General features: G+C 61.6%; 15 protein-coding genes and 1 tRNA gene. 7 read left to right on the plus strand and 9 right to left on the minus strand.

All coding sequences use genetic code 11. The features are described from left to right. The first annotated feature begins 90 nt into the window (after positions 1-90). The 5 genes from ACFOKF_RS22025 (at position 91) to ACFOKF_RS22045 (ending at position 4,360) form a co-directional block, all read left to right on the plus strand. Positions 91-1,287, plus strand: a complete 1,197-nt coding sequence (locus tag ACFOKF_RS22025; protein WP_380798721.1) for a TetR family transcriptional regulator — start codon at positions 91-93, stop codon at positions 1,285-1,287. 48 nt (positions 1,288-1,335) lie between these two features. Further along, the gene (locus tag ACFOKF_RS22030) at positions 1,336-2,673 is read left to right on the plus strand and encodes an MFS transporter (RefSeq protein ID WP_380798722.1); all 1,338 of its coding nucleotides are present in this window, start codon (positions 1,336-1,338) and stop codon (positions 2,671-2,673) included. Positions 2,674-2,782: 109 nt separating this feature from the next. Further along, entirely contained in the window at positions 2,783-3,556 is a 774-nt protein-coding gene (locus ACFOKF_RS22035; RefSeq protein ID WP_380798723.1) for a zinc ribbon domain-containing protein, read from the plus strand. Positions 3,557-3,746: 190 nt separating this feature from the next. Beyond that, positions 3,747-3,814 (plus strand) — tRNA-Glu (locus ACFOKF_RS22040). A 300-nt stretch (positions 3,815-4,114) separates the two neighbouring features. After that, positions 4,115-4,360 (plus strand): hypothetical protein, encoded by a 246-nt coding sequence (locus ACFOKF_RS22045; RefSeq protein ID WP_380798724.1) that lies wholly within the window; start codon positions 4,115-4,117, stop codon positions 4,358-4,360. Between the two features lie 57 nt (positions 4,361-4,417). Here ACFOKF_RS22045 and ACFOKF_RS22050 read toward each other — a convergent pair whose 3' ends face one another. The 5 genes from ACFOKF_RS22050 to ACFOKF_RS22070 form a co-directional block, all read right to left on the minus strand. Then, complete coding sequence (locus ACFOKF_RS22050) at positions 4,418-4,702, minus strand: HU family DNA-binding protein (protein ID WP_380798725.1); 285 nt, start codon at positions 4,700-4,702, stop codon at positions 4,418-4,420. Positions 4,703-5,127: 425 nt separating this feature from the next. Then, complete coding sequence (locus tag ACFOKF_RS22055) at positions 5,128-5,661, minus strand: lytic transglycosylase domain-containing protein (protein WP_380798726.1); 534 nt, start codon at positions 5,659-5,661, stop codon at positions 5,128-5,130. Beyond that, positions 5,658-8,600, minus strand: a complete 2,943-nt coding sequence (gene mobF, locus ACFOKF_RS22060; protein ID WP_380798727.1) for a MobF family relaxase — start codon at positions 8,598-8,600, stop codon at positions 5,658-5,660. The genes ACFOKF_RS22055 and mobF overlap by 4 nt, the downstream gene beginning before the upstream one ends. After that, entirely contained in the window at positions 8,597-10,651 is a 2,055-nt protein-coding gene (locus tag ACFOKF_RS22065) for a type IV secretion system DNA-binding domain-containing protein (RefSeq protein WP_380798728.1), read from the minus strand. The genes mobF and ACFOKF_RS22065 overlap by 4 nt, the downstream gene beginning before the upstream one ends. Further along, positions 10,648-11,181, minus strand: coding sequence for a hypothetical protein (locus tag ACFOKF_RS22070; protein WP_380798729.1), 534 nt, complete (start codon positions 11,179-11,181; stop codon positions 10,648-10,650). Before ACFOKF_RS22070 ends, ACFOKF_RS22065 begins: the two co-directional genes overlap by 4 nt. Before the next feature lie 257 nt (positions 11,182-11,438). Here ACFOKF_RS22070 and ACFOKF_RS22075 point away from each other — a divergent pair, with 257 nt between their 5' ends. Beyond that, positions 11,439-11,783, plus strand: a complete 345-nt coding sequence (locus tag ACFOKF_RS22075; protein WP_380798730.1) for a hypothetical protein — start codon at positions 11,439-11,441, stop codon at positions 11,781-11,783. 150 nt (positions 11,784-11,933) lie between these two features. Here ACFOKF_RS22075 and ACFOKF_RS22080 read toward each other — a convergent pair whose 3' ends face one another. The 3 genes from ACFOKF_RS22080 to ACFOKF_RS22090 all read right to left on the minus strand — a co-directional run bounded on the left by ACFOKF_RS22080 (position 11,934) and on the right by ACFOKF_RS22090 (position 14,550). Continuing rightward, a complete protein-coding gene (locus ACFOKF_RS22080) occupies positions 11,934-12,947 on the minus strand; it encodes a DUF2493 domain-containing protein (RefSeq protein WP_380798732.1) in 1,014 nt (337 codons plus the stop codon). Between the two features lie 80 nt (positions 12,948-13,027). Next, a complete protein-coding gene (locus tag ACFOKF_RS22085; RefSeq protein ID WP_380798733.1) occupies positions 13,028-13,534 on the minus strand; it encodes a DUF736 domain-containing protein in 507 nt (168 codons plus the stop codon). Positions 13,535-14,340: 806 nt separating this feature from the next. Continuing rightward, on the minus strand, positions 14,341-14,550 hold the full coding sequence (locus tag ACFOKF_RS22090) for a DUF5818 domain-containing protein (protein ID WP_380798734.1): 210 nt from the start codon (positions 14,548-14,550) through the stop codon (positions 14,341-14,343). 163 nt (positions 14,551-14,713) lie between these two features. On the opposite strand from ACFOKF_RS22090, the gene ACFOKF_RS22095 reads away from it, so the two are divergent. Next, positions 14,714-15,103, plus strand: coding sequence for a hypothetical protein (locus ACFOKF_RS22095; protein WP_380798735.1), 390 nt, complete (start codon positions 14,714-14,716; stop codon positions 15,101-15,103). Positions 15,104-15,165: 62 nt separating this feature from the next. On the opposite strand, the gene ACFOKF_RS22100 is transcribed toward ACFOKF_RS22095, so the two are convergent. Next, positions 15,166-15,420, minus strand: coding sequence for a hypothetical protein (locus ACFOKF_RS22100; RefSeq protein ID WP_380798736.1), 255 nt, complete (start codon positions 15,418-15,420; stop codon positions 15,166-15,168). Positions 15,421-15,429: the final 9 nt, after the last annotated feature.

Here is a 15,429-nt window from a genome sequence, read left to right on the forward strand (position 1 = left end):
AACGGTCGTGCGAGCCGGAAAATTCTCGCCCATTCGACCAGTCATTGCTATGGTTCTGCCATATCGCCGCCACGCGTGCCACGGGATTACATGACTGAAGTAGATAAAAAAACGTCTTATAACAGACTGATAGAGGCAATTTTTACGCTGTGGGAGGATGGCGGCGGTGAAGCTGTGTCCGCGCGCCAGATTTCTGTGACTGCCTCCGTTCCCGTATCCTCCATCTATCATCACTTCGGCTCACTAGAACGATTGTTTTTGGTTGCGCAGGAAGAGGCGCAGGGGCGCGCTCGGCTGTGGTGCGCCGACCGACTCGCCCAGTTGGACGGTCTGTCGGTCGGCGCAGCCGCCTTCCCCGCATTCTTCGCCACGCTCGTGGATGACTGGGCGACGGGACAAAGACCGATCGCCTTTGCGTGGCGGGAAGGGCAATTGTGGCGCACCGAGAGCGAAGCTGCGGCACAGGTCCGCGCGGACTGGACCCTCCTATGGTCGGCCTTCTGGCGGCAGGCCTGCGCCCATTTCGGCGTGCAGTCCCAGGCATCACTGATCGAATATTTTTTCGACAATGAAGCGTTTACGCACATGATTGCATGGCGGCGTGCCGTGGATCGGGCCGGTCTGGACGAATTTGCGCGCGGCGTGGGCGCATGGCTGACCGGCCATCCCGTACCGCCTGCCCCCTGGCGCGATTTCGCTCGCCTTGAAGCACTGTCCAATGCGCCGGACGCTCCCGAACATGATGGCACGACATCCCAGATAGCGGAGGCTGCCGCCGCACTGATCGAAGAAGCCGGCCCGTCCGCTGTCACGCATCGCGCCGTGGCGGAACGGGCCGGACTGACGCTGGGCGTTGTTTCGCACAAGCGGCGGACCAAGGCCGAATTGCTACAGGTCGGGTTCGAGGCTGTCTATGTCAGCGCTGTCGGGCGCCTGCATGCCCGTACCGCCACCATCGCCCAGGCCGATCCCGAAGCGGCATTGGATGGTCTTGCCGACTTCATGGCTGCGTCGTTGGGCGGACGCGGTACGGATGCACTTCATCTGGGGGTCGCGCGTGATCCGGCCCTGCGCCATTTTGGCCTTCAGCTACGCTATCTGCGGGGAACAACATCCCGCCATCTGCTCATTATGCTGCGACCTGATCGACCAGATCCCAGCCATCTTGAAGCGGCTCTGATGTCCGCTTTCCTGTCCGCGGTCGGGCGGCGCCATGCCGATAGTGCCGTCGATGACGCAAGAGTTGCAATTCACGCAGACCTGGCCGCGTTGGTAGCCCTCCTGTAAAGCGCTACTGTTCACGGGGCTGTCATGGTCAGCGCGTAACCGCGCGCAATGCCGACTCTCCGTCTCTCGCTCATCAGGTGCGCCAGCCCGGCATCTGGCGTGCGCATAGGGAGACTACGTCTTGCGGCTTTCACGCTGCCGGTTCTGTTGTTTCAGGCGATCGAAATGACCTGGCGCGTCTATCTCCCACGCTTCCTGCATCAGGATGTTGGCATCGCTCTGGCCGCGATCGCCGCCCTTGTCTTTGGTGCAAGACTGCTGGACGCCCTGGCCGATCTGCTGCTCGGCTGGGTGAGCGATACGGTCGATACGCCATTGGGCCGGCGCAAGCCCTGGATGGCGGCGGGCGCCGTTCTGGTTTCCATCGGCGCGCCACCGCTGTTTATGGCGCCGATGGGCGCGTCGATGACGGTGATCGTCAGCGCGAGCCTGCTGCTGCATATCGGCTATTCCCTGATCATTACGCCCCATGGCGGCTGGGGGCTGGAACTGTCCGACGACAGCCATCAACGCACGCGGATCATGGGCGCGAAAGTATGGTTCGGTTTGCTGGGTTCGCTTGGCCTGCTTGGCATTTTGGCTGCTCTGGAGCGCCTGTTCGCCGTATCGCTCCGTATGGAGATGTATCTGCTCGGCTGGGCTATCGCCGTGGTGGCGCCACTGACGGTGCTGGTGCCAATCATGCTATTCCGGGAGCACGTCCGACCACCGTCTATCAAGCTCGCAAATCCGCTCCGCCTGTACATGACCTTGCTGGGCAAGCCGGCGATACGCCCGATCCTCCTTCTTTACATGGTAACAGGCATCGCCGATGCGGCGGCCGCTAGCAGTTTCCTGTTCCTGGCCGAAGACGCGCTTGCGCTGCACCACTGGGGTGCCGCACTGATGCTGATCCAGCCGGTTGCCGCGATGGTGGCGCTGCCTTTCTGGGGGCGGTTAAGCGCGCGGATGGACCGCCATCACATATTGATGGCCTCTTATGGCTGGCAAGCCGCCTGCGCGACGGCGTTGATGTTCGTTCCATCGGCCGCATTGACAGCGTTGGCGGTAATTCTTGCGGTAAAAGGGCTCGGATGGGGCGTAGACTACATGCTGTTGCGCGCCATGGTAGCCGACGTTGCGCGTGAAGATGCAGAGACGGCGCCACTTGCTGCCAGCTTTTACGGCATCAGTAGCATCGCGCTGAAACTGGCCATGGGATTGGGCGGCGGCTGTGCGCTCTGGGCCATTAGTTGGGCGGGCGACGAGATGCGTGGACTGGCGATCCGGGTCGTGCATTGTCTGCCTACAATGGCGGCTGCCCTCGCCGCGATCATCATTTTACGCAGGCCTAAAGATAGCGGTTCAGATTCTACTGGCTGCTTGCATCCGATGGTGATGAATTGAACCATTCCACCAACTTTGTCGGGAACCGCTGCTGATCCGAAATCGGGCTGCGATATGGCTCGCCCCTGGCCCTGATTATCACGCGCTAAGTGTTTAGTCCCGGCATTTGATGGTGCGGATCATAGATGATGCGCTGTGGGAAGCCGTCCACGCCGAGATCAAACGCCGCCAGCGCCCAACGAGCGCGAATTCGCCTGCAGGCAGCAAGCGCAAGAAGCATTTGCTCTCCGGGCTTATCAAGTGCAGCACCTGCGGCAACAAGCTGTCCGTGCGCAAGGGCGCGCTGGAACAAGCCGCCATGGCCGTGCTCCAGCATCATCTCTTCACCGAGGATCACGCAAAGATTTTCATGGAGACCTTTAACCGCGAGGTGGCGAAGATCACCGGCAATCAGGTCGATCGCGATCAGGCATTGAAAAGCCGCCTTGGGGTGATCGAGACAGAGTTGGAACACCTCTCCGCCAACCTGCTGACCGGGCTACTCAGCCCGACGCTGATGAAGATGCTGTCAGATCGGGAAGCGGAGAAGGCGGATTTGGAAAACCGTCTGGCGCGCTCGGTACAGGCGCAGCCTGTCGCCCAGATCCTGCCCCATCCGGTGCTGGTGCAGAAATTCAGGGAGAAGATCGGCGCGCTACGCGAGACGCTCAATGAAAGCGTCATCCGCACCGAGGCTGCAGAACTGATGGATCAGCTGATCGAGAGCGTGACGATCTATCCCGATGGCGCCAACGGTCCCGAGGCAGAGGTTGTCGCGAGGGTTGCGGATCTTGTGGCGTACGCCACAAACGACAACGCCGCCTCGAAGGGCGGCGATTGTAGTTCTATAACAGTGGTTGCGGGAGTAGGATTTAAATTCATTGCGCACGATATTGAAAAATAGAAAATTTTTGGAAATTACATTTTATGAAGTTCAACATTACCACCAACATTCTAATTGAACTTCATGAGACCATTTGAACCGTTATTGTCCCGATGTCAATTTTTGTCATAACGATATCGATATTTATCTTGCAAACACGCTGCGATCAGTGCTATCAAGAGGATGAAGACAACGCTTTTTCATGCGGTTTGGCTATGCCATTCCTGCATCAGCCCTCTCATGGCTGAAACACGGGTTCGATTCCCGTAGGGGTCACCAACGAAATCAAGGGCTTAGCGACGCGCTTCCTCGATTTCCTCAATAAATCCTCAATACACCTTCTGGATCTTACCGGCATTTGCTGGGAAGAAACCTGGCGCTGAAGCAGGTTCACAACCTCCTGAACCCCGTCCTCAATAATGCGAATTCCGGGACCAACTTCCGAGCGTGCTCCCGCGCGATTCTCCGGTCGGGGTCCATGCCCGAACCTGCCGATGATCGAGTTGGATCGAACAAAAGATGCGGGAACAGAGAAGTCCGAGCGTTGAAACCTGGGCGCCGGGTTCGTAGTATCACAATATGGAATTTGGCCCGGAACCCGAACTCATCGAATCCCCTCTTAGCCGCTCTGTGAAGCAAGATGGGGTGCGATTGATCATAAACATTGTCCGACTTGCCACCGAGCGGGGTTGGTCCCTTGAGGTGGTAAACGAGCACGGCACCTCTACGGTCTGGGATGCCTCCTTCGACACCGACCGCGAAGCGGACGCTGCGTTCCGCTATGCGCTCAGTGAAGAAGGCGTCGAGGCATTCCTGGGCAAGTAGGAGGCCCGCGCCGATTGCAGCGCATTTTCACCGCAGATACGACCAGACTGTGGCCGGTCAGTCGCCGCCGTTCAGACGAGCAAGCATCTGCTTACCTGGCTTGAAAAATGGTCGGTTCTTCGCTTCCACCGCGACAGTCTCGCCGGTTCTGGGATTGCGCCCCGCCCGCGCATCATAGCTTCTCACGGAGAAGGCACCAAAGCCGCGCAGCTCGACGCGGCCGCCGGCATTGAGTTGGGCTACGATCGCGCTGAAGAATGCCTCGACGATCTTTTCGACCTCGCTTTGGCTCAAACCCGGATTTTCTTCGGCAATCCTGTCAATCAGGTCAGATCGTACCATAGTGCTTTCCTACCCCCATAGGTCCAACCAAAGTGGCAGAGATGCCATGGCGCGGAAAGTGGTGTTTCCAACCATCATCGCCATTGGCGGGCATCCGACCATGAGAGCCGGCGCCCAAGGCCGTTACCGGGCGCCAGATCCCCCCGCCTTGCGCAGAAGGATCAACCGTCGTTGAGCGGCCGGTGACAGGCTTGGTTCTATCACTCCATCAGCCTGCCGGGCTTTGACCGCAATGCTCTTGCCGCCGCGATCAGCCGCTTCGCCAGCCTCCAGATTGAGCTGACGGCGCAATCGCTTGAGACGTGTGAACCTGGACGCTGACAATTTCCCTACCCCCGCTACGGAAAGCCCCGCCCTAGCGTGCGCGATCGCGGCTGGCTGCGAATGCTTCCGATCCGCAAAAATTATCTGCGGGCCGCAGTTCGTCAGTCCGCTTGTGCTTTTGGCACAGGGCGGCCGCGGCGGTCGTTCGCCATGATCAGCGCAATCCCCTTTGCGTATCGCATCTGCCGCCAGTGAGTGGGGCTATGATAGATGCCGACGGCTCGCCAGAAATCCTTCGCATCATGGAGCGCTGACAGAAATATCCATCGGGCGGCCTCCACATTGAAGCAAGGATCATCCCGAAGCCACGATCTGACCTGGGGCTTACTTCGGTCGATCAGCCGGGCGATACGAGGTATCCACCAACTGTTCACCTGCATCGGCCCCAGGTCGACCGAACCGTCCGCATTCCTCACTTCCGCGCCAATCCATCCCCCCTCCTGCCTCCTCAAAGCCCGCAGGGTTTGCTCAAGCCACGATCGTCCGGACGCTGCCCGGCGGATGCACTGATCGATCACCTGCTCAGCCTCCACGTCGTCTCGGCTCCCAGGCCCGGCTCTGGCGGTGGTAGTCGCACAGATGAGCGCGGCCGCCGCGCCGACAGTCAGCAGCACTGCACGAAGGCGGCCGATCATCGATCGCGCCCCCGGTCCCGGCGTACCTCATCGGTCCGGTCGGGCGCCTTGGGTTGGGCGATTTCCGGCTGCGGCTGGTTCCGAAGCATACGCTCGATGAGTGCCGTGAGGGTTTCCGTCGCGCGCAGCCCCGCGCCGGCCAGACCCTTGCGGTCGCCCTCTCTATCCAAGCCTCGCCTAACAAAGCCTCGGCGCTCGGAGCGCAGGATGGCCAATTCGCGACGCTGCACGTCATAGAGGTCTCGTTCTTTCTGGATGCGGACTGCTTCTCGATCGAGCCGGGCTGCCGTCCCGCTCCGCCTGATCAGATCCAACCCTTCGAGGGAGGATGTCTTCTGACCGCTATTGTGCTTCAATTTGTCGACGAGGTCCGCTCGATCCTCGGTCCAGAGCGTCACACTATATTCCGCGCGCGTGATCGCAGTGTAAAAATTTTGCCCGGTCACCAGGGGAGAACCGACTGGCGCGAGAACAAAGACCCTGGGGTATGTTTTCGACTGTGACGAGTACACGGTTTCCGCATAGCCGTGGTCCCAGGTCTTATATCGTGAGAGGTCGATCTCCTTTGCCTCTCCTGTTCGGTCCCAGCGGATCGTCGCCACTCCCCCCTCCATGCGCTCGACCGTGCCGCGCTCGGCATTTTTCAGGCCGAGCTCCTTCGTCGCGAGACGCCATTGGATGCGATCTCCCGAAGCGAGGCCGCGGTCCTGTACATTGAAGACGCTGACCAGAGAGGTGCGGGTCCGACGCGCATCCCAGGACAAGGATCGCCCCTGCTGATCTTCCAGCAGGACGACTTCGCGACCGCCGGCATCACGTCCAAATCCGGTAACCTCATATTCCGCCTGCCGAGCGACACCGAGCCGTTCGATGTCCCGGTTAAACATCACAACCTGCCCCTTGGAGTATAGGCGCGCCATCCGGCGTTCTTCGCTGGTGAGGCCGGCGGGCGCCAGAATTTTCAAAGGTGTCTCCTCAGCCGCGATCACCCCTTCCTTTTGAAGCCCGCGCCGAACGTTGGCGTTGACGGTGATACGGGTCGCATTGTCGAGGACGAGAATGTTGGTGGCGCTTCGCGTTTCAGGAGCGAGATCCATCCATGCATCGACCAAATTCTTCGCCAGCTTGCTCGCCTTGTCTCCGCTCACCACGCCGTCGAGAAAGCCGATCGCTCGCGCATATTCGCCTAGGCGCGCCTCCTTGACCGCCTTCTTCATCTTCTCATCTTGTTGTCGGATCGCCTCGGTAAGCTCGGCTTTGGGCAAGCCAAGCTGCTGGAGAAGCCAGAATGCCTTCCCCTGTTCGATCGCACCCGTCTGCTTGTTATCGCCAAGAAAGAGGATTCTGGCCCCGGTATCCCGGCTCAGTTCCAGGAGCCGTAACGCCTGACGGTTGCTGAGCTGCCCCGCCTCATCGACGACCAGAAGGTCGCGCGCGTCGAGTTTACGCCCGCCCGAAACGATCAAATTCATGACCGTCTGGGATGGAATATTGGCTTTGACGCCAAGCTCGGCCGCCGCGGAGGATGTGGGCGCCAGCGCCTGCACTCGAACATCCGCATCTACTGCCTTCACCAATGCCCTGACGAGGGTCGACTTGCCCGAACCCGCCACACCATGGACCCCGATCAAGCGGTCGCGGGACGTAGCCAGCTTTGCGAGCGCCCGTTCTTGCTGCGAGGAAAGCGCCTCCCCTTCCAGCACTGACAGCAGCCGATCGGTCGAAGCCAGAGGCCGGGTGTCATCCAATGAGAGGGCAAGGTGCTTGGACAGTGCAATCTCAAGCCGGGCAGTCGCGCGGGTCGTTCGCCCGCGCGTCAGGACGGCGTCCCCGGTCTGGGTGCGCGTCACGAGAAGCTTCTCCCGGTCTTCATGCTCCCTGATGAAGGGACGGACATCGCCAAGACTCACTTCCCCGACGTGGGCAGCGAGACCTGTTCGGATCAATTGCCCCTGGCTATTCACGGCCTCGCGCGTTTCCTTGTTCCGGATGCCGAACAGCGCGGCGCGGCCCGCAATGGGGCGATTGGCCTCATGGTCGATCACCCCGTCATGGTCAGCGGCGTCCTTCACCTTATGGAGCACTTCGATGAGTGGACCGGCCTCCTTGTCCCAGCGTTCGCGGAGTCCTTCGATCGTCGTCTTCTGCTTGGCTTTGCGGGTCTGGTAAAAGGAAGCGACGCGAGCGGCTTGACCCTTGCGACCATGTTCCTCCGCATGGGCCTCGATCTGCTCAGCACGTTTGGACCACTCTGCGATCAGGCTCTTGGGCACGCCCCTGATTTCGAACAGCCCCCGATGAGGATCGGTTTCCAGTTCAAAGCCATGAGCATGAAGCCTCTGGGCAAGCCCATTGCGATAGATCTGCCCGGCGACCATCTGTTCGGCGAACATGGCGCGGGTTTCCATGCTGGTCATGGGCGCGCCATCCTGCCGATCGGTGATGTTCATCACGACGACATGGGTATGGAGATGGGGATCGAGTTCACGGCTGGCATGCTCGGTGAAGCGCGCGGCAATGATCCGGCCGGTCGTCTCGTGAACGACCTCACCCTGCTTCCGATAGCGAAAAGCGGCATGTTCCTCCAACCAGCCGATCGCCTCCCCCACGGCCTGCTCATGCGCCTCAAGCACCCGCTTGTCCTGGGCAACCAGGGCCATGATCGAGACCGACTTGGGTGCATTGACGGCAAAGTCCCATCCGGGATGATGCTGGATAGTCCCGTCGGCGCGCCGGCGGCCAAGCTGCACACCGGCCACCCTGCCCGCCAGCAGCTCCCGGAACATGGCCGGATCGACAGCGCCCTCCAGCTCTAGTTCGGCTGCAATCTTCCCGGCCCACTCGCTATGTTCGTCGGAGCCCTTCGTATAATAGTCGCCTACCGTATAGTAGCGGGCGATGTTACCGGCCGAGCCGGACAGGCGGCGAGGATGGATCATGCCGGATCAGCCTCTCCCGGGGTTTCATTGACGCGGCCATGGCTCAACAGCGGAACCGTGCGCGCGCCAGCGCGAGCGCCCAGCATGGAGGGGCTCGGTGATACTGCCTTCTCCCGCTTGCCGTCTGGGGGTGAGGCTTGCGGGGGCTGCCCGAGCGGCAACTCCGGTGCTGGCGTACCGGAACGAGGGGCCGCCTGCGGCCGCGCCGGCGATCCGCGCTTGCCGACAGTCTTCGTTCGGCTGCCGCGACCCGTCCGACCACTTTGCTCCGCCTGTTCTTCCGCGGCAGCGCGCGCGGCCTGGATGATCTCATCTGCCAAAGGGAGGCGGATCGGCGGCTTGGTCCGCTCGACGAATGCCGGCGCTACATTCGCGATCGGATTGAACCGATCGGCGAATCGGATGACCGGAAGGTCGCGGCCAAAGCGGAGGAAGCCCGACAGGTTGGGAAGGTTCGTCACCTCCGTATGCATCACCAGCGGCCGGGTCACCTGCATCCGCGACAGGTTGACCCCATCGCGCATGTCATTGACCCCGTAGGACATGCCTTCGTTGGCTTCGATTTGCTCGACCTGCCCCAGATTTTCCGAGACGTGCTTCGCCGTCGGCGTGTCGTTGGCGCGCAGCGCAATCCAGGTCGAGCAGTAGCCGGTGATCGCCGCGGCATCCTGAATGCCGTAGGTGGCTTCGAGCTGGGGATAGGACTGAAACCCCAGTATGCCACAGCCCCCATATTTCCGCGCGCGGGCGAGGAAGTCGCTGAGCGAGGGCAACCGCTGGAGCGTCGGAAGCTCATCGATGATGCAATAGAGCCGCCGCTCGGGGTCGGGCTTCATGCTCATGATGGCGCCGATCGCGATGTCGATCCAGACGGTGATGAGAGGTCGCAGGGAAGGAAGCTGGTCAGCCTTCACCGTGATGAAGAGCCAACTGTCGTCCGTCTCATTCTCAACCCAGCTGCGGATCGAAAAGCCGTTGGTCGTGTCGTCGAGATAGGCAAAACTGCGCATCATCGAAGCAAGCTCCGCCTGGATGCCGGCGGAGGTCCGGTCTCCTTCCATGCTGATGAAGGCCGCCGCCTCGGTTCCCTCGGCGAAGGCAACCAGGTCTTTCAACCCCGAACGAAGAAGGCGGTCGAGCAGAATGGAGACCAGCGTGTGTTTCTGCCTGGCGAGCTTGCGCAGGACGCCGACCAGCGTCCCGCGTGCGGCCTTCGCCCAGAAAGGGTCACCTGCCTTATCGGGGATCGTGGACTGGGCGATCTGGTCATAATGATATTCCCGAGGGACATCGACCCAGGGCGACCAATGGTCGGTTCGCTGATCGAGCGGATTGAGGAGAATGTCCTTCCCCGGTCGGTAGAATTTCTCCACGAAGGAGCCGGCGGTGTCATAGACGATCGCCCGCTTTCCGTTCTTCCTGATGCCCTCCAGCATCGTCGTGATGATGTTGGTCTTGCCTGTCCCAGGCGCGCCGCACAGAACGATATGCTCCGGCTCGAATGCGTGCGGCATCGTCACGCCGCCAATGGTGAAACTGCCCTTCCGGTATCGGCGCAGGAGCCGCCGGATCGATCCGACGGTTCCGAACCGCGCGCCCCGGAGAAACTGGTTCGACCCCAGACCGCGCCCGGTCCGCGTGAAATAATACCAGGCCCAGCCAAGTGCGAGAGCGGCGCCTATGCCTCCGACAAGAGAACCAGTGATGAGAGCGGCCTCGCCCGCCTCCAACGTCTTTCGCGCGACACCAGAGTTCAGCAGGGCTTCAGCGGTCGTCCAATATTTGTGACCGCCGGGTGTCTGGAACTGGACCGGATCGGCGGCGCCGCGGGTCGCGTCTTTCCGGAATTCGGCGAGCGCCAGCTGGACCAGCACATAGCGCTGATAGGCGGTCAGGGTTTCGAAGCAATACCAGAGGATGCCCATGACCCAGAGCACGAGACAGGCCGACATGGTCTGGAAAAAGACCTGGGTGGTCATGCGGACATTGTGGACGATGGCCTGGCCGCCGCGAGTCCAGGAGCCGAGCGTATCGTTGCGGAAGATGCTCATCGCCGCACCTCCCGCGCACCCCGATTTGGGTCGAGTTCCGGATCGAGCAGTCCCCTCTCGGCAAGGAGTGCGCGGGCCTCAGCCATACCCTGCTCGACGGCTTCCGGCGAGCGCCGTCCTACTGCGACGACAAGGATGGATAGGATCTGGATGCTGGTGGCAAGGATCTCATCCTTGGATGAGAAGATATAGCCGCGATTGGGTTCGGCTGCCTGCGCCAGAACCAGCCTGACAAACTCAGATAGGCTGAGGTCGGCGGCAGCAGCGCGCCGAACGAGGCGCTCATGGAGCCCCTCTTCGATCCTGAAATTAACTTTGACCACAGGGTTGCTCCAGTAGCTGGAGCCCTGCGGATGTCGTGAAGCGCTGCCCTTATACCCTTGATTCCGCTCCGGTTCAAACCGATCGCGTGGAATACATGTATTCCACGCGAAAATGGCGGATTTCTGCGGGTTGTAAGGCTTCCGATCGCGGCTTGTGGGCCATGGACCACAAATTCTGCTGTGCGGCGAATACCCGTATTCGACCATATATCATTGATTATAGGCCATTTTTCGCCGCAGCACCCGTGCGTAGGGTGCATTACACCGGCCTTGGGGCCGTGCGTCCGCCCTGCGCAGCGCTCGGCCGCTGCGTCCGCTCCCAACAGGCGTGGGCGGCCCTCCCCGTGCGGGAAGCGTCCGCCGCGCGCCAGCGCGGCAAATATGGGGAAGGTCGTTGCAAGTGTCTGCTCCTTGATGGATAGAGAGTGACGGCGGGCAGACCCCTTGCAATGAGGAGTCGATACATGCCCAAGATGACGGAACGCGAACGGCTCGCGAAGATCGAGGCCGATCAACAGAGCCTTGCCCAAGAGGCGGAAACGGTGCGCCGTGGATTGCGCGCCCAATATGGAAAGCTGGCGACAGAACTGGCCGTCGAAAGGCTAAGCGAACGGGAATTTCGGGACATACTGATGCACGCCATCCGGGTCGGCGGCAGTGCTGCGATAGCAGCACTAAAGGCGATGCCGGATGCGAGCGCCGCGACTGCGCCAACGCCAACGAAGAAGCCTGGCGAGGTCCGACCGAAGCCGCCCCAGGGCGGCGCGACCCATGGCGACGGCAAGGCGCTATTGGTGGTTCAGCCATAGCGGAAGGGGGAGCGACGTTGACGGGCGGAACGCCCGGCAAAAGGAGCGGCGCGGGGAAAACCGTTCGGGTTTTCTCCGCTTGTGCCGCAGGCACAAAAAAGGGACCGGCGCGCTGCTCTGCGCCGATCCCTCATACTTATGCCGTCCGGTTTAAGCGGGTATCACGCGCCGCTTGCGCCTTATCGGTGCATCCGGCGCTTGCTCGCTTGCCAAGAAAACATGCGTCGGCACGCGATGCCCGGACTGCGGGTTGAACAGTTCATAGAGGCTTGCCTGTATGCCCGATCCTTCGCACAGGATCGCCTCAACCGGCATGAGCGCGGCAATATCGCGATTGCGCTTGAAGCCCGCGCCTTTCCCGCGTCCATAGATGCCGAAAGTGACGCATGGCACGCCCCTTTGCGCGGCCCATGCGGCGGCGGCGGCATCAACCCCCAAGCGCTGCCCGGTGGTAACAAGCAACATGCGCGGGATGCGCGTTTTGATCTGGTCAAGCCGGTTCCAGATGATGCGCCCGTCATGCCAGTTCTGCGGGCCGGATACGACGACGATGGGGCCTTGCGGTTCGTAGCGCTCGCGCCGCTTTTCCGCCCGGACGCGCAGGAAGTCGAGCGCGGAAATCTGGCTTGCGGTCGTGACGTGGGACGCCCGCGATCCGCGTGCCGGGGACCATGGGCGGCCGCAGCAGGTGCGATACATGGCGGCGGCATAGTCCCGCATCGCCTCGATGGCGGCGCGCTGCTCGGCTATGGACTGGCATTCGGTCTGCGTATCCTCCAGTTCCTTCATGAAGACTTCGCCCGGTTCCAACCGCCGCGCCATATCGCGGAGATTGTCGGCAAGCTGATCCTCGCGCCGCTCAAGTTTCCCCGCGACAAAGTGAAACGAATTGACCATGCCCCATGCGACTTCGGGGGCCAGCGCCTCCAGCCGGGTATCGGTTAAAAGGTCGAAAATCGATGCGATGATGCCGCCGCATTCCGCCTGCGCGGCGATGGGTTCGGGCATGTCATATTCGGCGGGTTCCTCGCCGCGCTCCATGATGGTGAGCGGGAGAGGATCACCGAACGAGGCTTCAAAATCAGGCGTGGCGATGAGTTGGGCGTAGAGTTCCGGCAGGTCGGAAAAGCTGCTAACGCTCCGGGAGGCCGTTGGCTTGCTCATGGGATTTGCTCCTTGCTGAGAGGATGACGGTTCAGGGCCGGGACAGCGTGACGGCGCTTCCCGGCCCGTCTTTGTCGGCCCTAGAACGGCACCTCATCGTCAAGGTCGCGCGGGCCGCCGCCGGTATATTCGCCGCCCTGCCCTGCGGTGCTGCCGCCCGCAAAACCGCCGCCCTGCCGTCCGCCATAGCTGCCAGCGCCGGCCCCTTGACGCGAACCGCCGCCTGACCGTCCGCCAAAGCCGCCGCTTTGCGCATCGCGGTCACGCTCGCGCCGCCATTGGACGTCGAAGCCGTTGCGTTCATCCCCGAAAAGGGCGATCGGCAGCGGCTCGCGGAAGCTCGGATCGTCGATCATGCCGGAGAGAAATTTCTCCTCGCTGCGGTTCATCTTGCGTTCCCAGACCGCGCCTATCTGGATTTCATCGCCCGCACGGTTCGTCTCGAACAATTCATAGAGCGGGGCGGCGTCGCTCTGCCTGTCCGTGACCTTGCGCATGATAAGATAAGGAAAATGCAGTTCGCGCGTGGCGATCTTGCCGACGATATCGTTGATGCGTTCATCAAACTTGAAGCTACCGATCTTCATGACTTCATCCTTTCATCCAAAATGCGGATTTGGTTTCCTTTCCCATCCGCATTTTTAACTTACCCCCTTCCCTCCATTGCTTCTATCACATTGATTTATTGACAGATTTCTCATCGTACTTGGTGAGCCCGAGCACAAAGACCGCCGCGTAGCGGCCAAAATGACGCATCGGCCGCCTGCGGCCGATTCCTTGTCGAAGGAGAGGGAGCGTGGGTCGGCTGACAAGTCATCGCACCCGGAGCCGCCCTCGCAGGTCCGAAGGCGCAGGACCGGGCTCTTGGCCACAACAGGCACGGGAGGGGCCTAGTGTAGCCTGGCGAAAAGGGGCCGGCGCCGCCGCTGAAACGGATAAACGCCGCCGGCCCCTTTTCGCCTGGCGGAGCTTGGCTCCGACGCAACTCGTTGTGGCCGAAACCGGTTCTGCAACGCGCGGAACCTGTGAGGGCGGCGAAGGGGGTGATGCTTGGCGGCCGGCTCCACGAACCACATCGCGCGAAGCGCGATTCCTTAGGCGAAGCCTGACTAGCGCAGGTCGCGCGGCACCAATGACGTCAGCGGGAGAATGCCGACCTCTCCACCACCCCCGCGGAAGGGATCGTTACGGCGTCAGCCGCCAAGACCCCGAAGGGGGCTTGGTCGAAGCGGAGCGGAGATAGAGCCCGGTGCCCGGCGAAGACGGGCATCCGTCAACCCGCCGGAGGCAATCAACTTTCAGGCTCGACCTTACGCAGGAGGTTTACGCTCCCCCGCCCCACCGACAGCTGGCAAGGCACAGCCGCAATCCTGGGCATGATGCCGGGGGATGATCAGACGGATGCAGGCCCGATCCACAGCAGTTCGAGCAGGCTTGCCCCGCGCTGCCACGCCTCGATCTGCACATGCTGGTCCTGATGGGCGTGCAAATCCTCGGTTGTATCCAGCCGCCAGACGGCGCCGTCTTCGACCTCAAGCCATGGTCCGCGTTCGCCGAACCGCAATATCCCCCGTAGACGAAGGGGCGCCTTGCTGTCGGTCACAGCGAGGCTCCTGCGATATTCGCCGAAGGCAGATCGGCCGACCGGAGAGCAGCTGGAAAGAGCGAAAAAGTCGAGGCGCACATGGGGCGACTCATGACACAGCCCGGAGGCCTATTGCAATCCTGTTCATTTTATGTTCCTTCTCCTGCTGAAGGAAATACCCATGATCCGTGACTATCTCACCTCCTATGATTTCAACCTGCCGCTCAACGATGCGACGGTCGATCCCGACCTGCCGCTGGTGCGCCGCAGGCTGGCGAGCCTCGCTTCCAGCGAGGGGCTGGATGGCGGATATTATGAGGCCCAGGAACTGGCCGAAGCCTTTCTCGATGCCGCGCGCGAAGCCAATGCCGAAGTCATGGATGACGACAGCCCGGCCCGCAACAGGCTGCGGGACATCCTTGAACGCGACCTCGACTATCAGCGCGAGCTGTTCGAGGAGGTGTGCGAGCTTCCGCTGGCAGACGCCGCCGCGCATCTGTGCTGGCTTGCCGATCTGATGAAGAAGAGGGCCGACATGGCGCGGCCGATCGCGGAAATTCTCCGCCAATAAAAGAGGCCCTGGTAGGGGGAAGGCAGGCGCTCGATGCGCCGTCCTCTCCTCGGCCCAGCAACTCAGGCGTTGCCCCCAAAGCTGTGCAAGGATCTGACATGCCGGGCCTCATGGGGGCCGAGCGTGGCGAGAAGAATGCGCTCTGCCGCGTCCACCTCCCCGACGCTGGTGAAGGCCTCGATGGTATAGGCGCCGCGTGCGAAATCATCATTGGGCGAAGGCACCATCAGGGTATAGGCCTGCGGCCAGCAGCACAGCTGGAGCCATGGCCAGTCGGGCGCCGGCGGCGCGTAGCGCGCGAAGACGATCTCCTCCACCCGCAATGC

The sequence above is a fragment of the Sphingobium rhizovicinum genome (assembly GCF_042647625.1).
Taxonomy (GTDB): Bacteria; Pseudomonadota; Alphaproteobacteria; order Sphingomonadales; family Sphingomonadaceae; genus Sphingobium; species Sphingobium rhizovicinum.